Below are 24567 nucleotides of genomic sequence, written 5' to 3'. Positions count from 1 at the left end.
GGCGAGGGCCGTCGGCAAGCGTGCGTGTACGCGAAGCTAGGTACGCCCCCTGATGATCGGATAAGGGCGGCTTGAGAGAAGCATGAGAAGCCACAACGGCGGCGGCCCGCACCCCCGTTGAGGGGTGCGGGCCGCCGCCGTTCGTCGTGTGGTCGGCGTCCTAGACGGCCGAACCGGCCTTCCACTGGGCCCAGTCCATGACCCAGCCGTTGAAGCCGTTGTCGGGCTGGACCGTCTTGTCGCCGGTGTTCCGGACGTCCACGACGTCACCGACCATCGAGTTGTCGTAGAACCAGGCGCCCGGGGTGCTCTTGTCGCCCGCGCCCTTGGCGTCCTCGAGGCCGACACAGCCGTGGCTGGTGTTGGCGCCGCCGAAGATGGACTTCGCGCCCCAGTAGTTGCCGTGGATGAACGTGCCGGAGTTCGACAGACGCATGGCGTGCGGCACGTCCTTGATGTCGTACTCGCCCTTGCCGTCGTCGTCCGTGAAGCCGACCGTCGCGCCGTTCATCCGGGTCTCCTTGAACTTCTCGGAGATCACCATCTTGCCGTTGTACGTCTTGTTCTCCGGGGAGCCCGCGGAGATCGGGATGGTCTTGACGACCTTGCCGTCCCGCATGACCTTCATCTGCTTGGTCTTGGCGTCGACCACGGAGACCTGGTTACGGCCGATCTTGAACTGGACCGTCTTCTCCTGGACGCCGGTGACGCCGTCCGCGCCCTCGACGCCGTCCAGGGCCAGCTTCATGGTGACCGTGGAGTTGCCCTGCCAGTAGTCCTCGGGGCGGAAGTCCAGGCGGTTGTTGCCGAACCAGTGGCCGACGACTTCCTGGCCGCTGCTCGACGACACCTTGATGTGGGACTGGACGTCCTTCTTGTTCGTGATCGCCTTGTCGAAGTTGATCGACACCGGCATGCCCACGCCGACCGTGGAGCCGTCCTCGGGCGTGAAGTTCCCGATGAAGCTGTTGTTCGGCGAGACCGTCGTGAACTTCGAGTTCTCGTGCGCCTTGCGGCCGTCGGAGTCCTTGGCGGTCGCGGAGATCTTGTACGTGGTCGCACGCTCCAGCTGACCGCTGGGCTTCCAGCTCTTCTGGTCGGCAGCTATCTGCCCCTCGACCGCGGTGCCGGTCTCGGTCGTCATCGTGACGTCCGTGAGCGAGCCCTTGCTCACCGTGACCTTGGCCGCGCTGTTGATGCTCGCGTTGTCGGAGCCGTCCTTGGGCGCGATCTTGATGTCGGCCTCGGACGTCTTCTTGGCGGCGGCCTCGTCGACCTGGTTCTGCGACTCCTTGCCGCCGCCGGCACTGTTCTTGTCGCCGTCGTCGCTGCTACAGGCCGAGAGCACAAGGACGCCGCCGACCAGAGCGGACACGGCCGCAAGACCCTTGCGCCGTCCGCGCCGACGCCTACTGTCCGTCATCACACGCTTCTCCATCGTTGCCGAAATCCCCAACACGCCAAGAACGCCGGGAGTCCCCGTAATCCCGCATAACGTCCTGCCCGGTTCGTCCCGTTCCACTTCCGCGGAAGATGTGGGGAACACCACGTCATGCGGTGCGCCGGTGACAGCCGTGCACCTCTGAGACGACGGAACCCCGGGCGGCGGTTGCCGTCCGGGGCTGCGGGTTCCGTTTTTCCGTCCGGTTAGACGTAAGACCTCTCGTCCACCGTCTACCGCCTACAGCCCACGGCCACCAGCACCGTCCCGGGCCATGTCCTCGTCGGCCTCGTCGTCGTCATCATCCTCGTCCGGGTCCCAGTCCGGCGAATCGGGGTCGTAGTCGATCTGCTCGCTGCTCCAGGAGGCCTGCGAGAGCTCCACTCCCGGCAGGCTGCTGACCAGGTCGAACGGGTCCACCAGATAGGCGAGCGCCTCCGCGTCGTCCTCCTTGACGGCCGTCTCGGCGTGCACCCGCTCCTCGGCGGGCATGTGCTCGTCCTCCGCGATCCGGCGCAGGGCCGAGGACGCCAACTCGCCGGATCCGTCGGCCTCCACCACCAATTCGACGCGGAGCCGTACAAAACGTGATGTCTCAGGTGTGCTCATGAGTCGGAGCGTACGACCCAGGGCCCCCGCGACTTTCCCGCGACCCGCGCCTTTCATTACCATCGCCCCACACGGCCAATTCGCCAGCGCCACAAGGGGGATCCGATTCCGTGTCCGCACGTCGATCGTTGCTCACCGCCACCGCCGCAGGGGCCCTCCTCGGCGCCCTGTGGTTCGTTCCCTCCGCGAACGCGACGGCGACCTTCAGATCCCCGGAGGCGCCCGACGCCCCCCGGGTCGTCCACACCGAACAGCGCCGCGCGACGCTGAACTCGGAGAGCGCCGCCACGTCGGAGAACACCGCCGCCCCCACGGAGGACCACCTCGCCGACACGGGCGCCGGAGTCGACACCACCCCGTACCTGATCGGCGGGACAGCCTTCCTGGGCCTCGGGGCGGGCTTCGTCGCGTTCTCGGTACGCAGGGAGCGGCAGGGGCCGGCTTACTGAGGGCGCGCGATCGGGTGACCCTGGCCGCGCGGCAACTGCGCCTGATACGGGGCTGGGGCTAGGCATGCGGGTATGAGATTCGAGTCCCGTTTCAGCAAGAGCGGCGCACCGCGCGCCCGCAATCTCCGTCTCGTCGGTGCCGTGTGCGCCCTCGTGGCCTCGGCGGCCCTGGTGACAGGGTGCGGCGAGGACAGCGGCAAGGCGTCCGCGGAGGCGACCTCGAAGGCGGCGAAGTCCGTCCCGAAGGAGGCGCCGACCGAGAGCCCCACGGGCAGCGCGTCCCTCACGCAGGACCAGCAGGAGCGCAAGGCGCTGCTCGCCACCACCAAGGTCACCTACGACAAGGCCGCCACCACGGCGGTGGGGAAGGTCTCGGGCGGCAAGCTGACCGACCTCGACCTCGACGGCGTGGACGACGGTGACGACGACACCGACACCGACGATGACGACGCGAGCGCGAGCCCGAGCGCGAGCGGGAGCCCGAGCCCGAGCGGCAGCGCGAGCACGCCGCAGTGGGTCGCCGAGGTCGCCGAGAAGGACGGCACCGTGCACCACGTCCGCATCGACGCGGTCTCGGGCAAGGTGATCAGTTCCGCCCCCGACAGCGACCAGGACGCCGACGACAAGAAGGAGACGGCCGACTGGCTCTCCCGCGTCAAGCAGACGCCGGAGCAGGCGGCCAAGACCGCGACGGACAAGAAGAAGGGCACGGTCACGTCGATCGGCCTCGACGACAACGACAACAAGGCGCTCGTCTGGTCCGTCGACGTCGTCACCGACGACTGGAACAAGACCGACTTCGACATCGACGCGGTCAAGGGCAACATCACCCGCGAGCACGTCGACCGCGACTGACACTCCGTCACCATGCGGAAGGGGGCGCCGTCACCTTTGTGACGGCGCCCCCTTCCGCGTACGAGAAGCACTCTCCGTACGACCTGCTGTCGCTAGGCCAGCGGGCCGGTCACCGGCTCGACCGCGGCGAGCAGCGCGCCGGAGCGCACGAACGCGTCGGCCGCCGCGAGGTCCGGTGCGAGGAAGCGGTCGGGGCCCGGTCCCTGGACGCCCGCCTTGCGGACCGCCTCGATGACCGCCCGCGTCGCGGGGGCCGGGGTGAGGCCTGCACGGAGTTCGACCGCGCGGGTCGCCGCGTACAGCTCGATCGCGACGATGCGGGTCAGGTTGTCGACGGCCGTACGCAGCTTGCGGGCGGCGGACCAGCCCATCGAGACGTGGTCCTCCTGCATCGCGGAGGACGGGATGGAGTCGGCGGATGCCGGGACGGCGAGCCGCTTCATCTCGCTGACAAGCGCCGCCTGCGTGTACTGGGCGATCATGAGGCCGGAGTCGACGCCCGCGTCGTCCGCGAGGAACGGCGGCAGGCCGTGCGAGCGGTTCTTGTCGAGCAGCCGGTCGGTGCGGCGCTCGGCGATCGAGCCGAGGTCGGCGGCGGCGATCGCGAGGAAGTCCAGGACGTACGCGACCGGCGCCCCGTGGAAGTTGCCGTTCGACTCGACGCGGCCGTCGGGCAGGACGACGGGGTTGTCGACGGCGGCGGCGAGCTCGCGCTCGGCGACGAGGCACGCGTGCGCCATCGTGTCCCGGCCCGCGCCCGCCACCTGCGGGGCGCAGCGCACCGAGTACGCGTCCTGGACGCGCGGCGCGTCGTCCTGGTGGTGGCCGGTCAGCTCAGACCCTTCGAGAACGGCGAGCATGTTGGCGGCGGAGGCCCCCTGACCCGGGTGCGGGCGGATGGCGTGCAGCTCGGGGGCGAGGACCTTGGCGGTGCCGAGGAGCGCCTCCAGGGTCAGGGCCGCGGTGATGTCGGCGGACTTGTAGAGGGCGTCGAGGTCGGCGAGGGCCATGACCAGCATGCCGAGCATGCCGTCGGTGCCGTTCAGGAGGGCGAGGCCTTCCTTCTCGCGCAGCTCCACGGGGGTGATGCCGTGCGCGGCGAGCAGCTCGCCCGCCGGCTTCAGCTCACCGTCCGGGCCCTCCGCGTCGCCCTCGCCCATGAGCGTGAGCGCGCAGTGGCTGAGCGGCGCGAGGTCGCCGGAGCAGCCGAGCGAGCCGTACTCGTGCACGACGGGGGTGATCCCCGCGTTGAGCACGTCGGCCATGGTCTGTGCGACCTCGGGACGTACGCCGGTGCGCCCCGAGCAGACCGTCTTCAGCCGCAGGAACATCAGCGCGCGCACCACCTCGCGCTCGACGCGCGGGCCCATCCCCGCCGCGTGCGAGCGGACGATGTTGCGCTGCAGCTGGGCGCGGAGGTCCGGGCCGATGTGCCGGGTGGCGAGGGCGCCGAAGCCGGTCGACACGCCGTAGACGGGGTCGGGCTTGGCGGCGAGCGCGTCGACGATCTCGCGCGAGGCGGCGAGGGCGGTCACGGCTTCGGCCGAGAGATCGATGCGGGCGTTGCCGCGGGCGACGGCGATGACGTCCGCCGCGGTTGTCCCGGACGTCCCCAGGACCACGGTGTGCATATCCATATTCAGCAGCGTACGGACTGAATCCCAAAGTGTCACGACCGAAGCGGGACTGAGCCACTTACCGGCCCTTGCACCAGCCCCCGCCGGGGCCGGCGAAACGGCTGAGCCCGCACTCCCCTGCGGGCCGGTGGGGGGCCGCCCGCGCAGTTCCCCGCGCCCCTGCCGGGGCCCGACCACGGCACGCCGGCCCCCCACCGGCCCGCGAGGAATGACAACGCCCAGCCCCATCAGGGGCGCGAGGAACTGCGCGACAAGCCCCCACCGGCCCGCACGGGGATATGCACGCCCAAGCCCCATCAGGGGCGCGAGGAACGGCGCGACAAACCCCCACCGGCCCGCACGGGACACGCACGCCCAGCCCTGCCAGGGGCGCGAGGAACGGCGCGACAAACCCCCACCGGCCCGCAGGGGGAGGAGACCAACCCCCGCCCCCTACCCCCGCCCCCGCCCCCGAAAGCGCCGCCGCTCCCCAGCAGGCAGCGCCCCCGCGGAGTCCGCGAGTCGCACCACCGGATCGTCCAACCCCTCGCGCCCCGCAACCACCGGCTTCGGCGCGCGCGCAGCCTTCGCGCGGTACTGCGCCGCGTCCGCGAGGCGGAACAGGCGGCGGGCCGAGCGCACCTCGCCGATCGGATCCTCCGTGGAGGCGACCCCGCACGCGACCCCCTCCCCCTGCTCCAACTCGGCCGCCCGTACGCACAGTTCGTCCGCCACCCGCACCACCTCATCGGCGGAAGGCCCCACCGAGAGCAGGCAGAACTCGTCCCCACCGAGCCGCGCCGCCAGCGTCCCCGGCAGCATCGCCCCGCACAGCGAGAGCACCGAACCGAAGCGTTCGAGGAGGCGGTCGCCGACCGCGTGGCCCTGGGTGTCGTTGACCCACTTGAGGCCGTTCACGTCGCACACGACCAGACTCACCACCGTCCCCTCCGCCCGGTGCCGCTCCACCGCCTCCTCCAGACGGAGATCGACCGCACGCCGGTTGGCGAGGCCCGTCAGCGCGTCGGTGAAGGCGAGGCGGCGGGCCTCCTCCAGGCGCTCGGTCTGTGCGATGCCCGCCGCGACCACCGAGGCGAGCACCGTCGCGAAGTCCGCGTCCGCGCGGCCGAAGGGCAGCGCCCCCACCGGCCGCGCCACATACAGCTCGCCCCACGCCCGTCCGTGCAGCACGATCGGCGCGACCACACAGCAGCCACGCCCCCGCCTGCGCAGGGCCGCGACGCGCTGATGGCAGTAACCGGGCGCCGTGGCCTCCGCGGGCCCCCGCGCCGTCTCCACCCAGGCGTGCGGCTCACCGCCACCCGCCCACCGTTCGTGCAGAAACTCGGTGATCTCCGGGAACTCGTTCACCGGATACGCCTCGCGCTCCGGGAACTCTTCCTCCCCCTCGGCCCGTTCGCCCACGTTCACGAGCACCCTCAGCCGCCCGAGGTCACGCTCCCAGACGGACAGGGCCGCGAAACTCCCGGACAGCGCATGGCACGCGCCGCGGGCAGCCGCCCGCCAGGACTCACGCGGAGTGTGCGCGGCGGCCATCCCCTGCGCCAGCACGACCACGGCCCGCAGCCTGACATCCTCTCCCATCTCCCTAGGCTAGGAGATTTACGACAATTTGGGCGTTTGGAACATCACGCAGCGTGTGTGCCGCCGCTTACGCCCCCCCACACACACCAGGAGCGCCCCTCACTCCCCCGGCCACTGCGGCTTCCGCTTCTCGTTGAACGCCGCGACGCCCTCCGCCCGGTCCCCGGAGAAGGCCACCGAGCGCCAGGCGGCGTCCTCGACCTCGAGGCCGGCCCGCAGATCGAGCCCGTGCCCGAGTCGCAGGGCCCGCTTGGCGGCACGCAGCCCGACGGGCGAGTTGGCGGCGATCCGCTCGGCGAGCGCGAGCGCCTCCGTACGGTCCTCACCCTCGCCCACCAGCTGGTCGACAAGCCCCAACTCCCGCGCCTCGCCCGCCTCCAGACGCCGCGCGGTGAAGATCAGCTCGGCGGCCCGCGCCGCGCCGACCCGGCGCGGAAGCAGCTGCGTACCGCCGCCGCCCGGGATCACGCCGACCGACACCTCGGGGAGCCCGACCACGGCGGTCGGGTCGGCCACGATGAGGTCACAGGCGAGCGCGAGCTCGAACCCGCCGCCGAGCGCGAAGCCGTGCAGGGCCGCGACGGTCGGCATGGGCAGTTCGAGTACGCCGGTGTAGGCGGCCCGCGCGGTGGGCCGCTGCCGCACCAACTCGGCGTCGGAGAAGGAATTGCGCTCCTTCAGGTCGGCGCCGACACAGAAGGCCCGCTCATGGGTGGAGGTGAGGACCACGACGCGGGCGTCGGGGTCCTGAGCGAGGGCGTCGCAGGCGGAGCCGATGGAGCGGGCCATGTCCGTGGACACGGCATTCATGGCCTTGGGCCGGTCGAGAACGAGCTCGGCGACATAGGCGTGCCGCCTGACGCCGACGAAATCCCCGAACCGCTGCTCGCCACTCATCGCATTCCTCCACGTCAGGTTAACGACCGTTACCTCTTTGTACGAGGATCATGTCACCGTCACGGAGCGCCCCGTGGGCGGGCGGGCAAATTCCGGGTCAGCTGCGCCGGGCCAGCAGCCAGGGCTCGACGACACCGAGGCCTCGTACGGGCCGCTGCCACATCGGCTGCAGGGCGAAGCGGTAGGAGGGCGGCTCGGAGCCCTCCTTCTCGGCCAGCTCCGCGGCCTCCGCCGCCTCGGTCTCGGAGGCCGGCGCATCGCCCGTCCGCGTCAGTTCCTCGGCGAGCGCGCCGTCCACCAGGACCGCGTCCTTGGGCGCTATCGACGTGAGGCGGCTCGCGAGGTTCACCGTCGTACCGAAGACGTCGCCCATCCGCGTGGTGACCGTGCCGAACGCGATGCCGACGCGCAGCTCCGGCATCGTGTCGTCGTTGGCCATGGTCTCGATCAGCCGCAGCGCGATCTCCGCGGCGACGCCCGCGTTCTCGGCGGCGTACAGCACCTCGTCGCCCAGCGTCTTGATGAGCCGCCCGCCGTGCGCGGCAACCAGGTCCGCCGCCGTGGTCTCGAAGGCCTCGACGAGCTCGCCGAGTTCCTCTTCCTCCATGCGGCGGGTGAGCCGCGTGAAGCCGACGAGGTCGGCGAATCCGACGGCGAGGCGCCGGTCGACCATTTCCTCGTCGTCGGCGGCCTGGACGACCCGGCCGGTGGCGGCGGCGAGCTGGCGCCGCCACACGTAGACGAGGAACTCCTCCAGCTCGGGCAGGAGCAGCTCTATCAGCGGATACGTGACTTCGGTCCGCGTCATGCCCGGCTCGGGCGGCTCCGTCAGACCCTCCAGGAAGGAGTCGATCTGCCATTCGGCCAGGCGGGCGGTGGTCTGTCCGGTGGACCGGGCCACCTGTACCGCCATCGCCTCGCTGAGCAGTCCCGCCTCCACGAGGCCGGCGAGGCGGCGCAGTGCGAGGACGTCGGCCTCGGTCAGGGCCTTGGCCTGGCCGATGTCGGGAAAGCCCATGGCCCGCCAGAAGCGGGAGGCCAGCTCCATGGATACGCCCGCGCTGCGGGCCGCCTGGAACGGGGTGTAGCGGCGGTCCGCGCCGAGGATCAGCCCTTCGAGGCGCAGGGCGAGGGGGTCCTTCTCCGGATCGCCCGGCTTCTCGTCCCCGGCGTCCATCGAGTCGAACGCATCGACGGGCCCGGCGGTACGTCCGGGCTCACCGTCGGGGCCGGGGGATGCACCCGCTCCGGAGCCCGTGTCGTCGACGGTCACGCCTGCTGCCCTTCCGATCTGCCGCGGTCAGGTATCGACCGGCGCCAACTTTACGGCAGGTGTGCCGCAGCTCACGCCTTTCTCTGGCGGGGCGCCTTGGACTGGGTCCCCCGCAGCTGCCCCGCCGAACACCTCTTCCCCACCCACCCGCCCGTTTGCCCCGCATCCTCACCTGAACGAACAAACCTCTCCCACCCACCCACCCGATTACCCCGGGGTCTCCACAGGGGTCCGCAGGGCAGCCCCTGCGCACACCCCGCAGCCGGGAGCGCGATGACCCCGGGGCGTCCGCGAGGCACGCACGGCAGCCCTGGTGCACCCGCACCGGGAGCGCGCGATTACCCCGGGGTGTCCACAGGGCGGCCCCTACGCACCCGCAGTCGGCAGCGCTCGCGAGGGGGCGTGGCGGTATGTCTGCCCGGAGCACGGTTCGCGGCACTCCGGTGCCGAACAGCAGCTCGGCCACCGGACGATAGCGAGGACGGACATACCGGCGCGGCCCCGCACCCACAGACGGACCAGCCCCGCAGCCGCACGCACCCGCAGACGAACCGACCCGCCCCCCTACGCCCCCCGCAAATGCACAACATCCCCCGCCCCCACCGGCTCCTGCACCCCCTCCTCCGTAGCCAGGACGAGGCGGCCGTCGCCGTCCACCGCTACCGCCTCCCCCGTGATCGAACGGTCGCCCGGCAGTTCCGCCCTGACCTTGCGGCCCAGCGTCGCGCAGCCCGCCGCGTACGTTTCCTGGAGGCGGGAGGCCAGCGGATCGCCCTCCGCGGTGCGCCAGTCCCCGTACCACTGCTCCAGGGAACGCAGCACGGCCCGCAGCACCGTGTCCCGGTCCGTCGAAGCCGCACCGGCCAGCGCGAGCGACCCCGCCCCCGGCACCGGCAGTTCGTCCTCGCGCAGGGTCACGTTGATGCCGACGCCCACGACCACCCCGCCCCCGGAGCCGGAACCCGCCCGTTCCGCCAGAATCCCCCCGGCCTTGCGTTCCTCCCCACCCACCGTCACCAACAGGTCGTTCGGCCACTTGAGCGCCGTATCCACCCCGGCAGCCCGCGAAAGCCCCGTGGCCACGGCGACCCCGGTCAGCAGCGGCAGCCACCCCCACCGTTCGACCGGCACCGCGGGCCCCGGCTTGAGGAGTACGGAGAAGAAGAGGCCCGAGCGCGCCGGCGCGGACCAGCGGCGGTCGAGGCGGCCGCGGCCCGAGCTCTGCTCCTCGGCCACCAGGACCGCCCCCTCGGGCAGTTCGTCCGCACGGGCGGCCAGGTCCGTGTTGGTCGACCCCGTCGTGGGCACCACGTCCAGAGAGGTCCAGAGGCCCCCGTCCCGCACGAGCGCTCGCCGCAGCGACGCCACGTTCAGGGGCGGCCTTTCCAGGTCGGACCAGCGGTTGCCCTCAGGGAGGTCGGAGGAGTCGTCTGAAGCATCTCGCGGCGTCATGCAAGCCACCTTAGGTGTGGTAAACGCCGCACTGCCGAACCGTATGCGCGCCGATACCCTACGAGTCAGTAGCAAGCCAGCCGCAAGCAGCCAGTCGCCCCTTTGAGCAGGCAGGGAGCCATATCCCTATGTCCGAGCCGGAAGAGCCCAACGTGCCCGTGCAAAGCGCCGCAAGCGATACCCCCGGGACCAGCGCGGGTATCGACATCCACACGACTGCGGGAAAACTCGCTGATCTGCAGCGCCGCATCGAGGAGGCCAAGCACGCCGGTTCGGCTCGTGCGGTCGAGAAGCAGCACGCCAAGGGCAAGTTGACGGCGCGCGAGCGCATCGAACTGCTCCTCGACGAGAGCTCCTTCGTCGAGTTCGACGAGTTCGCCCAGCACCGCTCGACGGACTTCGGACTCGAGGCCAACCGTCCGTACGGCGACGGCGTCGTGACCGGTTACGGCACCGTCGACGGCCGCCCCGTGGCCGTCTTCTCGCAGGACTTCACCGTCTTCGGCGGTGCGCTCGGCGAGGTCTTCGGCCAGAAGATCGTCAAGGTCATGGACTTCGCCCTGAAGACCGGCTGTCCGGTCGTCGGCATCAACGACTCCGGCGGCGCCCGCATCCAGGAGGGCGTCATGGCCCTCGGGATGTACGGGGAGATCTTCCGCCGGAACACCCACGCCTCCGGAGTCATCCCGCAGATCTCCCTCGTCGTCGGGCCCTGCGCGGGCGGCGCCGTCTACTCCCCGGCGATCACCGACTTCACCGTCATGGTCGACCAGACGTCGCACATGTTCATCACGGGACCCGACGTCATCAAGACGGTCACCGGTGAGGACGTCGGCTTCGAGGAGCTCGGAGGTGCCCGCACCCACAACAGCACCTCCGGTGTCGCGCACCACATGGCGGGCGACGAGAAGGACGCGATCGAGTACGTCAAGTCCCTTCTCTCCTACCTCCCTTCGAACAACCTCAGCGAGCCCCCGGCCTTCCCCGAGGAGGCGGACCTGGAGCTCACGGACGAGGACCGCGAGCTCGACACGCTCATCCCGGACAGCGCGAACCAGCCGTACGACATGCACGGCGTGATCGAACACGTCCTGGACGACGCCGAGTTCTTCGAGACGCAGCCGCTGTTCGCGCCGAACATCGTCACCGGCTTCGGCCGCATCGAGGGCCGCCCCGTCGGCATCGTCGCCAACCAGCCGACGCAGTTCGCAGGCTGCCTGAACATCGACGCCTCCGAGAAGGGCGCCCGCTTCGTCCGCACCTGCGACGCGTTCAACGTCCCGGTCATCACCTTCGTCGACGTGCCGGGCTTCCTGCCGGGCGTCGAGCAGGAGCACACGGGCATCATCCGCCGCGGCGCCAAGCTCATCTACGCCTACGCGGAGGCGACGGTCCCGCTGATCACCGTCATCACCCGCAAGGCGTTCGGCGGCGCGTACGACGTCATGGGCTCCAAGCACCTGGGCGCGGACCTGAACCTGGCCTGGCCGACCGCGCAGATCGCGGTGATGGGCGCGCAGGGCGCGGTCAACATCCTGCACCGCAAGACCATCGCCGCGGCCGAGGCCTCCGGGCACGTCGAGGAGACCCGCGCCCGTCTCATCCAGGAGTACGAGGACCGGCTGCTCAACCCGTACACGGCCGCCGAGCGCGGTTACATCGACGCCGTGATCATGCCCTCGGAGACGCGTTCCCATCTCGTACGGGGCCTGCGTCAGCTGCGTACGAAGCGGGAATCCCTTCCCCCGAAGAAGCACGGCAACATCCCCCTCTAGATCCTGCCCCCGAGAGGAGACCGTTCATGATCAAGGTCGTACGGGGCAATCCGACCCCGGAGGAGCTGGCCGCCGCACTCGCGGTGGTCCAGGCGCGCGCCGCGGCGGTCGCGAACCAGCCGTCCGGCGCGCCCCAGGCCCTCGACGCGTGGGCGGATCCCGCACGCGTGGCCCGCCACCGGCTGCCCGCACCGGGGCCGACGTCGTGGGGCCGCAGCTACTGGCCCGGGTGAGCAGGGCCGCGCGGCGCGAGAATGAGTGAGACGGGCCGGGGCGCCTGAGTACGCGTACTCAGGCGCCGCGGCCCCACCGCGCGCAGTATCGGTGTCATGTTGTGGTCGGACCCGGAGAACAACCCGCCCAAGGACATGCGGGACATGCAGGCGAAGATGCGCCGTGCGGGACTCGTCCTCGCCCTGGCCATGGTCGTCGCGATGTTCGTCCTCGGCATCCACTGAGGCTCGCTAACCTGGCCCGCATGAGTGATCAGCCCCGACAGCCCCGCCGCCTCGTCCTCGCCTCCAAGTCCCCCGCCCGGCTCGGCCTCCTGCGCCAGGCCGGTCTCGCCCCCGAGGTGATCGTCAGCGGGGTCGACGAGGACGCGATCTCCGCACCGACCCCCGCCGAACTGGCCCTCGCCCTCGCCGAGGCCAAGGCGTCGGTGGTCTCCGCGCGCCCGGACGTGAAGGGCGCGCTGGTCGTCGGCTGCGACTCGGTCCTCGAACTGGACGGCCAGGCGCTCGGCAAGCCCGCCGACGCCGAGGAGGCCACGGCCCGCTGGAAGTCGATGCGCGGGCGCGCGGGCGTCCTGCAGACCGGCCACTGCGTGTACGACACCGTGGCGGGCCGCCACGTGTCGGCGGTCGCGTCGACCGTCGTGCGCTTCGGGGAGCCGTCGGACGAGGAGATCGCCGCGTACGTGGCGAGCGGTGAACCGCTGCACGTGGCGGGCGCGTTCACGCTCGACGGCCGCTCGGCCCCCTTCGTCGACTCGATCGAGGGCGACCACGGCAACGTCATCGGCCTTTCGCTGCCGCTGCTCCGCCGCCTCCTCGCCGAACTGGGCGTCGGCATCACGGAGTTGTGGGCGCAGTAGGCAGGACGGTCGAGGGCACGGACGCGGGCCCGAAGGGCTCAGGCGGGCTGTGGAGCGCCGTTCTCGGGGGCGCCGCTCTCCGAGGCGTCGCCGTCCGCCGCCGCCCCCTGCCGGTCGTACGCGACCAGGGTCAGGACGATCAGGCCGAGCACGATCATCATGAAGGCGAAGGCGGGCCAGCCCACCAGGCCCACCGAGAACGCCCCGAGCAGTCCGTGCACCACGGCGGCGCTGATCAGGAGCAGTCGGCCGAAGCGGCCCGGCGCCCGGTCCGTGATCGCCGAGCGCAGCATGATGACGCCGCACAGCGCGAGGTAGAGGCCGAAGACGCCGCCCGCGATCCACGTCGACACGGACATCGCGTGCGGGTCGAGCCCCGCGAGGGACATGTCCTGCTTGTTGACCACAAGTCCGAGGAACCAGTTGAGGAGTGCGATGCCGACCGCCTCCACCAGAAGCACGATCGCGCCCACCCAGGCCACCGGTCTACGCGCCACGGCGCCCACCCTCTTCCGCTGTTACCGCCAGTACGTGTCAGACATCGCGAACGCTACTAACGGGTAAACCCGGGGACAAGGCTTCTGCCGAAGGCAAAGAATCATTGGGCCATTCGTAGGGACTCCACAAAGATTGCCCCTCTGCCGCAGCACGCTCTCACAGAGACCTTGGCCACACCGGGACGTTAGTCTGCCGGTAAGGGACCCTGCGTACCGTGGTGCGACAAGGGATTTCGCGGTACGGGCAGGCCCGGATCACGCTCCGTGTGGGCAAGCTCACCATTGGGGACGGGTCGAAAGGTCGTGTCGGCAGTCCCTAAACTCGGCTTGTTTCAAGGAGGGAGCCATCGTGCGCAAGGTGCTCATCGCCAACCGTGGCGAAATCGCTGTCCGCGTTGCTCGGGCATGCCGGGATGCAGGGATCGCGAGCGTAGCCGTCTACGCAGATCCTGACCGGGATGCTCTGCATGTACGTGCGGCAGATGAGGCGTTCGCGCTGGGCGGTGACACTCCGGCCACCAGCTACCTGGACATTTCCAAGGTGCTTGCTGCGGCCAAGGACGCGGGGGCGGACGCGGTCCACCCCGGTTACGGATTCCTTTCGGAGAACGCCGACTTCGCGCAGGCCGTCCTGGACGCGGGTCTGATCTGGATCGGCCCGCCGCCGCAGGCCATCCGTGACCTCGGTGACAAGGTCGCGGCCCGGCACATCGCGCAGCGCGCGGGTGCCCCGCTGGTGGCCGGTACGCCGGACCCCGTCAGCGGCTCCGACGAGGTCGTGGCCTTCGCCCAGGAGCACGGCCTGCCGATCGCGATCAAGGCCGCCTTCGGTGGCGGCGGACGCGGTCTGAAGGTGGCCCGGACCCTCGAAGAGGTGCCCGAGCTGTACGACTCAGCGGTGCGCGAGGCCGTTGCCGCCTTCGGCCGCGGCGAGTGCTTCGTGGAGCGCTACCTCGACAAGCCGCGGCACGTGGAGACGCAGTGCCTGGCCGACAAGCACGGCAACGTGGTCGTCGTCTCCACCCGTGACTGCTCGCTCCAGCGCCGCCACCAGAAGCTGGTGGAGGAGGCGCCCGCGCCGTTCCTGAGCCAGGCCCAGAACGCCGAGCTGTACGCGGCGTCGAAGGCGATTCTGAAGGAAGCGGGCTACGAGGGCGCCGGCACCGTCGAGTTCCTCGTCGGCACCGACGGCACGATCTCCTTCCTGGAGGTCAACACCCGTCTGCAGGTGGAGCACCCGGTCACCGAAGAGATCACCGGCATCGACCTGGTCCGCGAGATGTTCCGCATCGCCGACGGCGAGGAACTGGGCTACGGCGACCCGGAGATGCGCGGCCACTCCTTCGAGTTCCGCATCAACGGCGAGGACCCGGGCCGCGGCTTCCTGCCCGCCCCGGGCACGGTGACCGTGTTCGACCCGCCGTCGGGTCCGGGCGTGCGCCTGGACGCGGGCGTGGAGTCCGGCTCGGTGATCGGCCCGGCGTGGGACTCGCTCCTGGCCAAGCTGATCGTGTCCGGCGCGACGCGTCAGCAGGCGCTGCAGCGGGCCGCGCGCGCCCTTGCGGAGTTCAACGTGGAGGGCATGGCCACGGCCATCCCCTTCCACCGCGCGGTCGTCAAGGACCCGGCGTTCGCCCCCGAACTGACCGGCTCCGCAGACCCGTTCACGGTCCACACCCGCTGGATCGAGACCGAGTTCGTCAACGAGATCCCCGCGTTCTCCGCGACGGCCGACGCCGAGACGGACGAGGAGCCGGGCCGCGAGACGGTCGTCGTCGAGGTCGGCGGCAAGCGCCTCGAAGTCTCGCTGCCTTCCTCGCTGGGCATGACCATCGCCCGCACGGCCGCCGCGGGCGGCGCCCGCCCCAAGCGGCGCGCGGCGAAGAAGTCGGGCCCCGCGGCCTCCGGCGACACCCTGGCCTCCCCCATGCAGGGCACGATCGTCAAGATCGCTGTCGAGGAGGGCCAGGAGGTGCAGGAGGGCGACCTGGTCGTCGTCCTGGAGGCCATGAAGATGGAACAGCCGCTGAACGCGCACCGCTCGGGCACGATCAAGGGCCTCACGGCGGAGGTGGGCGCGAGCCTGACCTCCGGCGCGGTGATCTGCGAGATCAAGGACTGACCCCTGAGAACGCCGGACGGGCTGGACAGATCAGCCCGTCCGGCGTTCGAGGACGAACTCGGCGAAGCCGGTGATGAACGGCGCGCACGCTTCGGGCACACTTGAAGCACGCGTACGTCCAGGGAGGCACGCCATGGCAGAGGCCAAGAGCCCGCAAGAGCGCCCCCGCTTGAAACGAGCGGACGCGCGCCGCAACTACGACAAGCTCCTCGCAGAGGCCCGCACCGCCTTCGCCGAGCACGGCACGGACGCCTCGCTGGAAGACATCGCCCGCCACGCGAACGTGGGCATCGGCACCCTCTACCGCCACTTCCCCAACCGCCACGCCCTGATGAACGCGGTCTTCGAAGAGGCGCTGAGCGATCTGCTCGTCCGCTCCCGCGCGCTGCTCGAAGATCCGCAGCCCTGCTCGGCCTTGGTGACCTGGCTGCGCGCCATCATCACTCATGCGGGTGAGTACCGCGGGCTCTCGCGCGCCCTCATGTCGGCGTCGCACGACGACAGTTCGGCGCTCTCGCAGTGCAGCAGGCCCATGCGTGAGGCGGGCACGGCCCTGCTCGTGCGGGCCCAGCAGGCCGGTGCCGTACGCCCCGGTGTCTCGATCGGCGACCTGTTGCAGCTGACCAACGCGATCGCGCTGGCCGCCGAAGAGACCCCGGACGACCCCGAGTTGGCCGACCGCCTCCTGATGCTGACCCTGCGCGGCCTGAAGGCCGAAGGATCGGCATCCGAAGACCGCGGTTCGGCCCCGGCGGCCACGGGCGGTTCAGCGGCGGCGTAGATCCGCCACCCGCGCGGCCCGCTCCCCGGGCTGCTGCTCCCCGAGCACCGCACTGCGCAACTGCGCCCCGGGGCCCGACCCGTGACCGCCGTGGTTACGGCGCTGTCCCGGCAGTGGCACGTCCCGGCGCGGCTGCCGCGCCGGGACGGAATCCACCCCCGGCCCGGAGTTGGGGCTCACCGTCCCGCCGGCGACGGCGATCTGCACTCCCTGGTCGGCCAGGGCCTGCAGTTCGGTGGCCGCACGGTCGTCGTGCGTGGGCGGTTCGTCCGTGACCAGGCGGGTGATGACGTCCGTCGGCACCGTCTGGAACATCGTGTCGGTGCCGAGCTTGGTGTGGTCGGCGAGGACCACCACCTCGGCAGCGGCCTGGACGAGCGCACGGTCCACGCTCGCCGAGAGCATGTTGGACGTGGAGAGCCCGCGTTCGGCGGTCAGACCACTGCCCGACAGGAAGGCGCGTGAGACCCGCAGGCCCTGCAGGGACTGTTCGGCCCCGCTGCCCACGAGCGCGTAGTTGGACCCGCGCAGGGTGCCGCCGGTCATGACGACCTCGACGCGGTTGGCATGGGCCAGCGCCTGTGCCACCAACAGGGAGTTGGTGACGACGGTCAGACCGGGTACCCGCGCGAGCCGTCGGGCCAGCTCCTGCGTGGTCGTACCCGCCCCGACGACGATGGCTTCGCCTTCTTCGACGAGTCCCGCCGCGAGATCGGCGATAGCCGTCTTCTCGGCGGTCGCGAGATGTGATTTCTGCGGAAAGCCGGACTCCCGCGTGAATCCGCCCGGCAATACCGCACCGCCATGTCTGCGGTCGAGGAGTCCTTCTGCCTCCAGCGCGCGCACGTCCCGCCGTACGGTCACTTCGGAGGTCTGGACGACGCGGGCGAGCTCCCGGAGCGATACCGCTCCGTTGGCCCGCACCATTTCGAGGATCAATTGGCGACGTTCTGCAGCGAACACGAAACTGACAGTAACCCCAACGACCGTCTGCTTTCAGCAGTTTGCGCCGAATTACAGAAGTTGTTCGCACAGCTGGGCGCGAAGTGGTATAGGTGCCTACTCACCGCGCCTATGCCGAGAGAATGGGCGACAACAGGCTGTGACCTGCGTGGAGTTGCCGCCCCGCGCGAATCCCGGTCAGTCGGCGTTCCACCGACCATCGGCCCGCGATCAGGCTTCGCCCGCCGACTTCCGCGTGTGCAGTTGACGCGCGACCTCGGCGATCGAGCCCGAAAGGGATGGATACACGGTGAACGCATTCGCGATCTGCTCGACCGTCAGATTGTTGTCGACCGCGATCGAGATGGGGTGGATCAGTTCCGAAGCGCGCGGCGCGACGACCACACCGCCCACCACAATGCCCGTACCGGGACGGCAGAAGATCTTGACGAAGCCGTCGCGGATGCCCTGCATCTTCGCGCGCGGGTTGCGCAGGAGCGGCAGCTTGACGACGCGGGCGTCGATCTTGCCGCCGTCGACGTCGGACTGGCTGTAGCCGACGGTCGCGATCTCGGGGTCGGTGAAGACGTTCGACGAGACGGTCTTCAGGTTCAGCGGCGTCACCGCGTCGCCGAGGAAGTGGTACATCGCGATGCGCCCCTGCATGGCGGCGACGGAGGCCAGCGCGAAGATCCCGGTCACGTCACCGGCGGCGTACACACCGGGGGCGGACGTCCTGGAGACCTTGTCGGTCCAGATGTGCCCGGAGTCCTTGAGCTTGACCCCGGCCTCCTCCAGGCCCATGCCGCTGCTGTTCGGGATGGCACCCACGGCCATCAGACAGTGCGTACCGGAGATGACACGGCCGTCGTTGAGGGTCACCTCCACGCGGTCGCCCACGCGCTTGGCGGAGGCGGCGCGTGAGCGCGACATCACGTTCATGCCACGGCGGCGGAAGACGTCCTCCAGGACGGCGGCGGCGTCCGGGTCCTCGCCGGGCAGCACGCGGTCGCGGCTCGAGACGAGCGTGACGTTCGACCCGAGCGCCTGGTAGGCGCCGGCGAACTCGGCACCGGTGACACCGGATCCGACCACGATGAGCTCCTCGGGGAGCTCGTCCAGGTCGTACACCTGCGTCCAGTTGAGGATCCGCTCGCCGTCGGGCTGCGCGTCGGGAACCTCGCGCGGGTGCCCGCCGGTCGCGATGAGCACGGCGTCGGCGACGAGGGTCTCCTCGGTCCCGTCGGCCGCGCGCACGACGACCTTGCGCGAGCCGTCGGTGTCCTGCTGACCCTCCAGGCGGCCACGGCCGCGCAGCACGCGGGCGCCGGCGCGCGTGACGGACGCGGTGATGTCGTGGGACTGGGCGAGCGCGAGGCGCTTCACACGGCGGTTGACCTTGCCGAGGTCCACGCCGACGACGCGCGCGGGGGTGTCGATGTGCGGGGTGTCGTCCGCGACGATGATGCCGAGCTCCTCATAGGAGGAGTCGAAGGTGGTCATCACCTCGGCCGTGGCGATCAGAGTCTTCGACGGGACGCAGTCGGTGAGCACCGACGCCCCGCCAAGACCGTCGCAGTCGACGACGGTCACCTCCGCGCCGAGCTGGGCGGCAACGAGTGCCGCCTCGTATCCGCCGGGTCCGCCGCCAATGATCACGATCCGAGTCACGTACTCCATTGTCCCGCACGCTTCAAGGTGCTTCGCCCCGGGGGCGCCATCCGGACGTTCTCCCTACTGGAGGGGCCTGCGCGCACCACTGGAGGGGCCGGTGCGCACCGGAGGGGCGCACGCGTCACCTGCCGTACCCTCGATCACATGTCGCTCTACGCCGCGTACGCCGGCAATCTGGATCCGCGGCTCATGTCACGCCGCGCCCCGCACTCGCCGCTGCGCCAGACGGGCTGGCTGAACGGCTGGCGGCTGACGTTCGGCGGGGAGCACATGGGGTGGGAGGGCGCGCTCGCCACCCTCGTCGAGGCACCGCGCTCGCAGGTCTTCGTCACGCTCTACGACGTCGCCCCCATGGACGAGGACTCCATGGACCGGTGGGAGGGCGTGGGGCTCGACATCTACCGCAGGATGCGGGTGCGCGTGGACACCCTCGACGGCGAGGAACCCGCTTGGGTGTACGTCCTCAACGGTTACGAGGGTGGCCTGCCGTCCGCGCGCTATCTGGGGGAGATCGCCGACGCGGCGGAGACCGCGGGGGCGCCGCACGACTATGTGATGGAGCTCCGCAAGAGGCCCTGCTAGACCCTTCCAGGCGCTCGCGGGATGCCCCGGGGACGCTCGCGGGATGCCCCGGGGGGCTCTCGTCGGAAACGACAAGACAACGATCCGAATCCCGTGAGCATCGTCATCTACGCGCGTAGGGCGAGAGCGGCTACTCTCGTCCGCGTGAACGCTTCAGTTATTTCGGATGACCAGGGCGACCCCTACGTCGCCGCCGACGCCGCCGCCACGCGTCTGCGTGAGCTGACGGGCGCCGAGACCCATGACGTAGCCCTTGTGATGGGCTCCGGCTGGGCGCCGGCGGTGGACGCGCTCGGCGAGCCCGACGCCGAGTTCCCCGTCACCGAGCTGCCCGGCTTCCCGATGCCGGCCGTGGAAGGACACGGGGGGCGTATCCGCTCCATCTCGATCGGGGAGAAGCGCGCCCTGGTCTTCCTGGGCCGCACCCACTACTACGAGGGCCGTGGCGTCGCCGCCGTCGCGCACGGCGTGCGTACCGCGGTGGCCGCGGGCTGCAAGACGATCGTGCTGACCAACGGCTGTGGCGGCCTGCGCGACGGCATGCGCCCCGGCCAGCCGGTCCTGATCAACGACCACCTGAACCTGACGGCCACGTCGCCGATCGTCGGCGCGAACTTCGTGGACCTCACGGACCTGTACTCGCCGCGGCTGCGCACCCTCTGCAAGGAGATCGACCCCACCCTCGAAGAGGGCGTCTACGCGCAGTTCCCCGGCCCGCACTACGAGACTCCGGCGGAGATCCGCATGGCCCGCACGATCGGTGCGGACCTGGTGGGCATGTCGACGGTCCTCGAGGCGATCGCCGCGCGCGAGGCGGGTGCGGAGGTGCTCGGCATCTCCCTGGTCACGAACCTCGCCGCGGGCATGACGGGCGAGCCCCTGAACCACGAGGAAGTCCTCCAGGCGGGCCGGGACAGCGCTACCCGCATGGGCGAGCTGCTTGGCGACGTCCTGGGCCGCATTTAATTTCTCCCCTGCGGGGGCTGCGGCCTGGCGGGGGCGTCGTCTTGCTGGGCGGGTTCCTTGCCTGGCGGGGCGACTTGCCCGGCGGGGTGCGTTGGCTGGGGGGCGCGTTGCTCTGGGGGGGGCTTCGGTCGGCCGGGGGCTTTCTCCCCGGGGGAGCGCCCCTGCACTGTGCCCTGGTGGCCCGAAGCGCTGGTGGCCGCACAGGCCTTCCCGCCCACCCACCCGATTGCCCCGCAGCGTCGAGCCTGTTGCCGGACGGGCTTTCCCACCCACCCACCCGATTGCCCCGGAGCGTCGGGCGGGTGCGTAAGCCCTTGCCACCGCGGGGTGAACGGGTGGGTGGGTGGGAAAGATCCACCGCGAAGCGGTGGTACGGAAAGGCCCCACCGGGCCGCACCAGACAGCCGCACACCCGGCCCAAAACAAGCAAGCTCCCCCGAACCGCAACGGGTAGACGCACCGGGGGCCACTCCAGAACCGCCCGGGCACCCCACCCCGCACCCGCCCCGGGCTCGGTTAGCCACACCCGGCCCGCACAGAACCCCGCATACGAGAGGCTGAAGAACCGTGCTGGACGACTCCGAACTCATCGCGCGGGCCCAGGCCTGGCTGGCCGAGGACCCGGACAGCGAGACCCGCGAGGAACTCGCGAAGCTCATCGACGCCGAGGACACCGCAGAGCTGACCGCCCGCTTCAGCGGCACCCTCCAGTTCGGCACCGCAGGCCTCCGCGGCGAGCTCGGCGCGGGCCCCATGCGCATGAACCGCTCCGTGGTCATCCGCGCGGCAGCCGGCCTCGCCGCGTACCTGAAGGCCCAGGGCCAGGCCGGCGGCCTCGTCGTCATCGGCTACGACGCCCGCCACAAGTCGGCGGACTTCGCCCGCGACACGGCCGCCGTGATGACCGGCGCCGGACTCAGGGCGGCGGTGCTCCCCCGCCCGCTCCCCACCCCCGTACTCGCCTTCGCCATAAGGCACCTCGCCGCCGTCGCCGGCGTGGAGGTGACGGCGAGCCACAACCCCCCGCGCGACAACGGCTACAAGGTCTACCTCGGCGACGGCTCCCAGATCGTCCCGCCCGCCGACGCGGAGATCGCGGCGCAGATCGACGCCGTCCCGAGCCTGCACGACGTGCCCCGCCCCGAGTCCGGCTGGCAGACCCTCGGCGACGACGTCCTCGACGCCTACCTCGCCCGTACCGACGCCGTCCTGTCCCCCGGCTCCCCCCGCACCGCCCGCACCGTCTACACGGCGATGCACGGCGTCGGCAAGGACACGCTCCTCGCGGCGTTCGAGCGGGCGGGCTTCCCCGCCCCCGTACTCGTCGACGAGCAGGCGGAGCCCGACCCGGACTTCCCGACCGTCGCGTTCCCCAACCCGGAGGAGCCGGGCGCGATGGACCTCTCCTTCGCGAAGGCCCGCGAGGCTGACCCGGACCTGATCATCGCCAACGACCCGGACGCGGACCGCTGCGCCGCGGCCGTCAAGGACGGCCCCGACGGCGCGGACTGGCGCATGCTCCGGGGCGACGAGGTCGGCGCGCTCCTCGCGGCCCACCTCGTGCGCCGGGGCGCCCGCGGCACGTTCGCCGAGTCGATCGTGTCCTCCTCCCTGCTGGGCCGGATCGCGCAGAAGGCGGGCCTCGGTTACGAGGAGACCCTCACCGGCTTCAAGTGGATCGCCCGCGTGGAGGGCCTGCGCTACGGCTACGAAGAGGCCCTCGGCTACTGCGTGGACCCCGAAGGCGTACGCGACAAGGACGGCATCACGGCTGCGCTGCTGCTGACCGAACTCTCGTCCGAGCTGAAGGAGCAGGGGCGCACCCTGCTCGACCTTCTGGACGACCTCGCCGTGGAGCACGGGCTGCACGCCACCGACCAGCTTTCGGTCCGTGTGGAGGACCTCTCCCTGATCGCGGACGCGATGCGCCGCCTGCGCGAGCAGCCGCCGACCGCGCTCGCGGGCCTGCCCGTGACCAGGGCCGAGGACCTCACGCAGGGCACGGAGACGCTGCCGCCCACGGACGGCCTGCGCTACACGCTCGACGGGGCCCGCGTCATCGTGCGCCCGAGCGGCACGGAGCCGAAGCTGAAGTGCTACCTGGAGGTGGTGGTCCCGGTGTCGGAGAAGTCCGGCCTGGCGGCCGCCCGCACCGAGGCCACGGAACTCCTCGCTGCGATCAAGCGCGACCTTTCGGCGGCCGCCGGCATCTAGCCCGATGGCCGATGGCTGACAGCCGATGGCCGACAGCTGACAGCCGATGGCCGACAGCTGATAGCCGAGGCGGACAGCGGCGGGGGGGGGCCACCCGTCCGGGTGGTTCCGTCGGCGCAGCTGCCGCAGCGACCCCGTGCGCTGCCGGTCCCCCAGGAAGGGTGACCGGCAGCGCACGATCACGTTCCGGGAGCTGCCGCAGTGCCGTACGGACCGACCCCAGAGACCTCCACCGCCCCGGCGTCCGCCGCCGCACCCCGGATCGTTCCCCCGGCCGGCCGTCCCGGCAGCGCGCCGCACCGCGACACGGGCCGCAGGGCACGCGCCACCCGCGCCCTGCGCCACGCGTCGCCCGCACTCCTCGCGTACGCCGTCGTACGCCTCTTCGGGGCCGTCGTCTTCGCCCTGTGGGCCCGCAGGGAGCACCGGGACGTCTGGCATCTTCTTGCGGAGTCGTGGGACTGCGACTGGTATCTGCGGATCGCCGACGAGGGTTACGCGAACACCCTGGGCACCCAGATCGACGCGAACAACCTCGCCTTCTTCCCGCTGCATCCGCTGCTCATCAGGGCGGGCAGCGTGCTCGTCCCGGAGCCGCGCGGCGCCGTGGGTCTCGCGGTCTCCGTCCTCTGCTCGTTCCTCGCGGCGTGGGGGATCTTCGCGGTGGGCGACCACTTGTACGGGCGCAGGGCGGCCGTCCTGCTCGCCGCGCTCTGGGGTTCGCTGCCCGTCGCGCTCGTGCAGTGGATGGGCTACACGGAGTCGCTCTTCACGGCGCTCACGGCATGGTCCCTGTACGCCGTGCTCACCGGCCGCTGGATCTGGGCGGGTTCGCTGGCCGCGCTCGCGGGCCTGACCCGCCCTACGGGGGTGGCGCTCGCGGCGGCGGTGTCCCTGACGGCCCTGCTCACGCTGTGGCGCACGCGCCGGGCGAAGGGCGACGGCAAGGTGCGCGTACACGCGCTTCTGGGCGCCCTGCTCGCCCCGCTCGGCTGGCTCTCGTACGTCGGCTGGGTGGGGCTACGACTCGGCCGCTGGGACGGCTACTTCGCCGTGCAGAAGCTGTGGCGCAACGAGTGGGACGGCGGGGTGGCGACCCTGCGGACGATGTACGACCTGCTCGCGGCCCAGCGTCCGCAGCTGTTCCTGATCATGGTGACCGCGACGCTGCTGGCGTCGGTGGCGCTGTTCGTCCTGTCGGTGGGCGACCGGCAGCCGCTGCCGCTGCTGGTCTTCACGGGCCTGCTGCTGCTGATCGTGCTCGGCAGCAAGGGGGTCTACTTCCCCCGTGCCCGCTTCCTGCTCCCCGGCTTCCCCCTGCTACTGCCGCTCGCGGCGGCGCTGGCCCGCGCACGGACGCGCGTGGCCGTGACGGCGATGGTGGCGGCGGCGGTGACATCGGCGGCGTTCGGGGGCCACATGCTGCTGGCGTGGATGGGACCGCCGTAAGCGCCGCAACCAACCCAGGGCGAAAACCGCAGCGAGCCGCACCGGCCACCACCGGCGCGAGACTCTCGTAGCCCCAGCGGACGCACGTGGCCGTGACAGTGACGGTAGTAGCGGCGACCACATCGGCGGCGTTCGGCGGCCACAGGCTGCTCGCATGGACGGGGCCGCCGTAAGCACCGCAACCAACCCAGGGCGAGAACCCCAGCGACCACCACCCCGACCACCACCGGCGCGAGACTCTCGTAACCCCAACGAACGCACGTGGCCGTGAC

General features: G+C 71.0%; 22 protein-coding genes. 12 read left to right on the top strand and 10 right to left on the bottom strand.

Features of this window, described 5'->3' with window-relative positions; genetic code table 11:
* Positions 1-160: 160 nt before the first annotated feature.
* Complete coding sequence (locus ACIBCK_RS27705) at positions 161-1423, bottom strand: Ig-like domain-containing protein (protein ID WP_399394512.1); 1263 nt, start codon at positions 1421-1423, stop codon at positions 161-163.
* Positions 1424-1681: 258 nt separating this feature from the next.
* Complete coding sequence (locus tag ACIBCK_RS27700; RefSeq protein WP_399394510.1) at positions 1682-2050, bottom strand: hypothetical protein; 369 nt, start codon at positions 2048-2050, stop codon at positions 1682-1684.
* Positions 2051-2160: 110 nt separating this feature from the next.
* Here ACIBCK_RS27700 and ACIBCK_RS27695 point away from each other — a divergent pair, with 110 nt between their 5' ends.
* Together ACIBCK_RS27695 and ACIBCK_RS27690 are read left to right on the top strand one after the other, a co-directional pair.
* Entirely contained in the window at positions 2161-2499 is a 339-nt protein-coding gene (locus ACIBCK_RS27695) for a hypothetical protein (RefSeq protein WP_399394508.1), read from the top strand.
* Positions 2500-2571: 72 nt separating this feature from the next.
* Positions 2572-3354, top strand: coding sequence for a PepSY domain-containing protein (locus tag ACIBCK_RS27690; protein WP_399394506.1), 783 nt, complete (start codon positions 2572-2574; stop codon positions 3352-3354).
* A 92-nt stretch (positions 3355-3446) separates the two neighbouring features.
* On the opposite strand, the gene hutH is transcribed toward ACIBCK_RS27690, so the two are convergent.
* From hutH to ACIBCK_RS27665, 5 genes are all read right to left on the bottom strand, one after another.
* Positions 3447-4985 carry a histidine ammonia-lyase gene (gene hutH / locus ACIBCK_RS27685; protein ID WP_399394636.1) on the bottom strand — a complete coding sequence of 513 codons (1539 nt, stop codon included), beginning with the start codon at positions 4983-4985 and terminating at the stop codon, positions 3447-3449.
* A gap of 438 nt (positions 4986-5423) precedes the next feature.
* On the bottom strand, positions 5424-6575 hold the full coding sequence (locus ACIBCK_RS27680) for a diguanylate cyclase domain-containing protein (protein WP_399394504.1): 1152 nt from the start codon (positions 6573-6575) through the stop codon (positions 5424-5426).
* A gap of 99 nt (positions 6576-6674) precedes the next feature.
* Positions 6675-7472, bottom strand: a complete 798-nt coding sequence (locus ACIBCK_RS27675; protein WP_367044547.1) for an enoyl-CoA hydratase-related protein — start codon at positions 7470-7472, stop codon at positions 6675-6677.
* Positions 7473-7569: 97 nt separating this feature from the next.
* On the bottom strand, positions 7570-8745 hold the full coding sequence (locus ACIBCK_RS27670) for an adenylate/guanylate cyclase domain-containing protein (protein ID WP_399394502.1): 1176 nt from the start codon (positions 8743-8745) through the stop codon (positions 7570-7572).
* Positions 8746-9309: 564 nt separating this feature from the next.
* Entirely contained in the window at positions 9310-10197 is an 888-nt protein-coding gene (locus ACIBCK_RS27665) for a biotin--[acetyl-CoA-carboxylase] ligase (RefSeq protein WP_399394501.1), read from the bottom strand.
* A 128-nt stretch (positions 10198-10325) separates the two neighbouring features.
* Between ACIBCK_RS27665 and ACIBCK_RS27660 the strand changes: the two genes are divergently transcribed.
* The 4 genes from ACIBCK_RS27660 (at position 10326) to ACIBCK_RS27645 (ending at position 13068) form a co-directional block, all read left to right on the top strand.
* Positions 10326-11972: an acyl-CoA carboxylase subunit beta gene (locus tag ACIBCK_RS27660; protein WP_399394499.1), complete on the top strand. Its 1647-nt coding sequence runs from the start codon at positions 10326-10328 to the stop codon at positions 11970-11972.
* Positions 11973-11998: 26 nt separating this feature from the next.
* Positions 11999-12205 carry an acyl-CoA carboxylase subunit epsilon gene (locus ACIBCK_RS27655; protein WP_399394497.1) on the top strand — a complete coding sequence of 69 codons (207 nt, stop codon included), beginning with the start codon at positions 11999-12001 and terminating at the stop codon, positions 12203-12205.
* 96 nt (positions 12206-12301) lie between these two features.
* Positions 12302-12430, top strand: a complete 129-nt coding sequence (gene mmpB / locus ACIBCK_RS27650) for a morphogenic membrane protein MmpB (protein WP_272902837.1) — start codon at positions 12302-12304, stop codon at positions 12428-12430.
* Positions 12431-12450: 20 nt separating this feature from the next.
* On the top strand, positions 12451-13068 hold the full coding sequence (locus tag ACIBCK_RS27645; protein WP_399394494.1) for a nucleoside triphosphate pyrophosphatase: 618 nt from the start codon (positions 12451-12453) through the stop codon (positions 13066-13068).
* A 38-nt stretch (positions 13069-13106) separates the two neighbouring features.
* On the opposite strand, the gene ACIBCK_RS27640 is transcribed toward ACIBCK_RS27645, so the two are convergent.
* Entirely contained in the window at positions 13107-13565 is a 459-nt protein-coding gene (locus ACIBCK_RS27640) for a hypothetical protein (RefSeq protein ID WP_399394492.1), read from the bottom strand.
* A 349-nt stretch (positions 13566-13914) separates the two neighbouring features.
* Between ACIBCK_RS27640 and ACIBCK_RS27635 the strand changes: the two genes are divergently transcribed.
* Positions 13915-15687, top strand: a complete 1773-nt coding sequence (locus tag ACIBCK_RS27635) for an acetyl/propionyl/methylcrotonyl-CoA carboxylase subunit alpha (RefSeq protein WP_399394491.1) — start codon at positions 13915-13917, stop codon at positions 15685-15687.
* A 133-nt stretch (positions 15688-15820) separates the two neighbouring features.
* Positions 15821-16468, top strand: a complete 648-nt coding sequence (locus tag ACIBCK_RS27630; RefSeq protein WP_399394489.1) for a TetR/AcrR family transcriptional regulator — start codon at positions 15821-15823, stop codon at positions 16466-16468.
* Here the strand turns inward: ACIBCK_RS27630 and ACIBCK_RS27625 are convergent.
* Together ACIBCK_RS27625 and ACIBCK_RS27620 are read right to left on the bottom strand one after the other, a co-directional pair.
* Positions 16454-17431: a DeoR/GlpR family DNA-binding transcription regulator gene (locus ACIBCK_RS27625; protein ID WP_367044535.1), complete on the bottom strand. Its 978-nt coding sequence runs from the start codon at positions 17429-17431 to the stop codon at positions 16454-16456. The genes ACIBCK_RS27630 and ACIBCK_RS27625 overlap by 15 nt on opposite strands.
* A 210-nt stretch (positions 17432-17641) precedes the next feature.
* Positions 17642-19090: an NAD(P)H-quinone dehydrogenase gene (locus ACIBCK_RS27620; RefSeq protein WP_367044534.1), complete on the bottom strand. Its 1449-nt coding sequence runs from the start codon at positions 19088-19090 to the stop codon at positions 17642-17644.
* Positions 19091-19228: 138 nt separating this feature from the next.
* Between ACIBCK_RS27620 and ACIBCK_RS27615 the strand changes: the two genes are divergently transcribed.
* The 4 genes from ACIBCK_RS27615 to ACIBCK_RS27600 all read left to right on the top strand — a co-directional run bounded on the left by ACIBCK_RS27615 (position 19229) and on the right by ACIBCK_RS27600 (position 24295).
* On the top strand, positions 19229-19666 hold the full coding sequence (locus ACIBCK_RS27615) for a gamma-glutamylcyclotransferase (RefSeq protein ID WP_367044533.1): 438 nt from the start codon (positions 19229-19231) through the stop codon (positions 19664-19666).
* 144 nt (positions 19667-19810) lie between these two features.
* Entirely contained in the window at positions 19811-20632 is an 822-nt protein-coding gene (locus ACIBCK_RS27610) for a purine-nucleoside phosphorylase (protein ID WP_399394486.1), read from the top strand.
* Between the two features lie 570 nt (positions 20633-21202).
* Positions 21203-22846, top strand: coding sequence for a phospho-sugar mutase (locus ACIBCK_RS27605; protein ID WP_399394634.1), 1644 nt, complete (start codon positions 21203-21205; stop codon positions 22844-22846).
* 201 nt (positions 22847-23047) lie between these two features.
* The gene (locus ACIBCK_RS27600) at positions 23048-24295 is read left to right on the top strand and encodes a glycosyltransferase family 39 protein (protein WP_399394484.1); all 1248 of its coding nucleotides are present in this window, start codon (positions 23048-23050) and stop codon (positions 24293-24295) included.
* Positions 24296-24567: the final 272 nt, after the last annotated feature.

Source organism: Streptomyces sp. NPDC051218, assembly GCF_044455475.1.
In the GTDB taxonomy this organism is placed as follows: domain Bacteria; phylum Actinomycetota; class Actinomycetes; order Streptomycetales; family Streptomycetaceae; genus Streptomyces.
The sequence above is the reverse complement of the archived record's forward strand: the minus strand, read 5'-3'. Positions and strand labels throughout refer to the sequence as shown.

Excerpts from the sequence above, each read along its gene's own strand:
- ACIBCK_RS27705 (WP_399394512.1), bottom strand. The coding sequence starts at position 1,423 with ATGACGGACAGTAGGCGTCGGCGCGGACGGCGCAAGGGTCTTGCGGCC.
- ACIBCK_RS27700 (WP_399394510.1), bottom strand. The coding sequence starts at position 2,050 with ATGAGCACACCTGAGACATCACGTTTTGTACGGCTCCGCGTCGAATTG.
- ACIBCK_RS27690 (WP_399394506.1), top strand. The coding sequence starts at position 2,572 with ATGAGATTCGAGTCCCGTTTCAGCAAGAGCGGCGCACCGCGCGCCCGC.
- hutH (WP_399394636.1), bottom strand. The coding sequence starts at position 4,985 with ATGCACACCGTGGTCCTGGGGACGTCCGGGACAACCGCGGCGGACGTC.
- ACIBCK_RS27680 (WP_399394504.1), bottom strand. The coding sequence starts at position 6,575 with ATGGGAGAGGATGTCAGGCTGCGGGCCGTGGTCGTGCTGGCGCAGGGG.
- ACIBCK_RS27675 (WP_367044547.1), bottom strand. The coding sequence starts at position 7,472 with ATGAGTGGCGAGCAGCGGTTCGGGGATTTCGTCGGCGTCAGGCGGCAC.
- ACIBCK_RS27665 (WP_399394501.1), bottom strand. The coding sequence starts at position 10,197 with ATGACGCCGCGAGATGCTTCAGACGACTCCTCCGACCTCCCTGAGGGC.
- ACIBCK_RS27660 (WP_399394499.1), top strand. The coding sequence starts at position 10,326 with ATGTCCGAGCCGGAAGAGCCCAACGTGCCCGTGCAAAGCGCCGCAAGC.
- ACIBCK_RS27655 (WP_399394497.1), top strand. The coding sequence starts at position 11,999 with ATGATCAAGGTCGTACGGGGCAATCCGACCCCGGAGGAGCTGGCCGCC.
- mmpB (WP_272902837.1), top strand. The coding sequence starts at position 12,302 with ATGTTGTGGTCGGACCCGGAGAACAACCCGCCCAAGGACATGCGGGAC.
- ACIBCK_RS27645 (WP_399394494.1), top strand. The coding sequence starts at position 12,451 with ATGAGTGATCAGCCCCGACAGCCCCGCCGCCTCGTCCTCGCCTCCAAG.
- ACIBCK_RS27630 (WP_399394489.1), top strand. The coding sequence starts at position 15,821 with ATGGCAGAGGCCAAGAGCCCGCAAGAGCGCCCCCGCTTGAAACGAGCG.
- ACIBCK_RS27620 (WP_367044534.1), bottom strand. The coding sequence starts at position 19,090 with ATGGAGTACGTGACTCGGATCGTGATCATTGGCGGCGGACCCGGCGGA.
- ACIBCK_RS27615 (WP_367044533.1), top strand. The coding sequence starts at position 19,229 with ATGTCGCTCTACGCCGCGTACGCCGGCAATCTGGATCCGCGGCTCATG.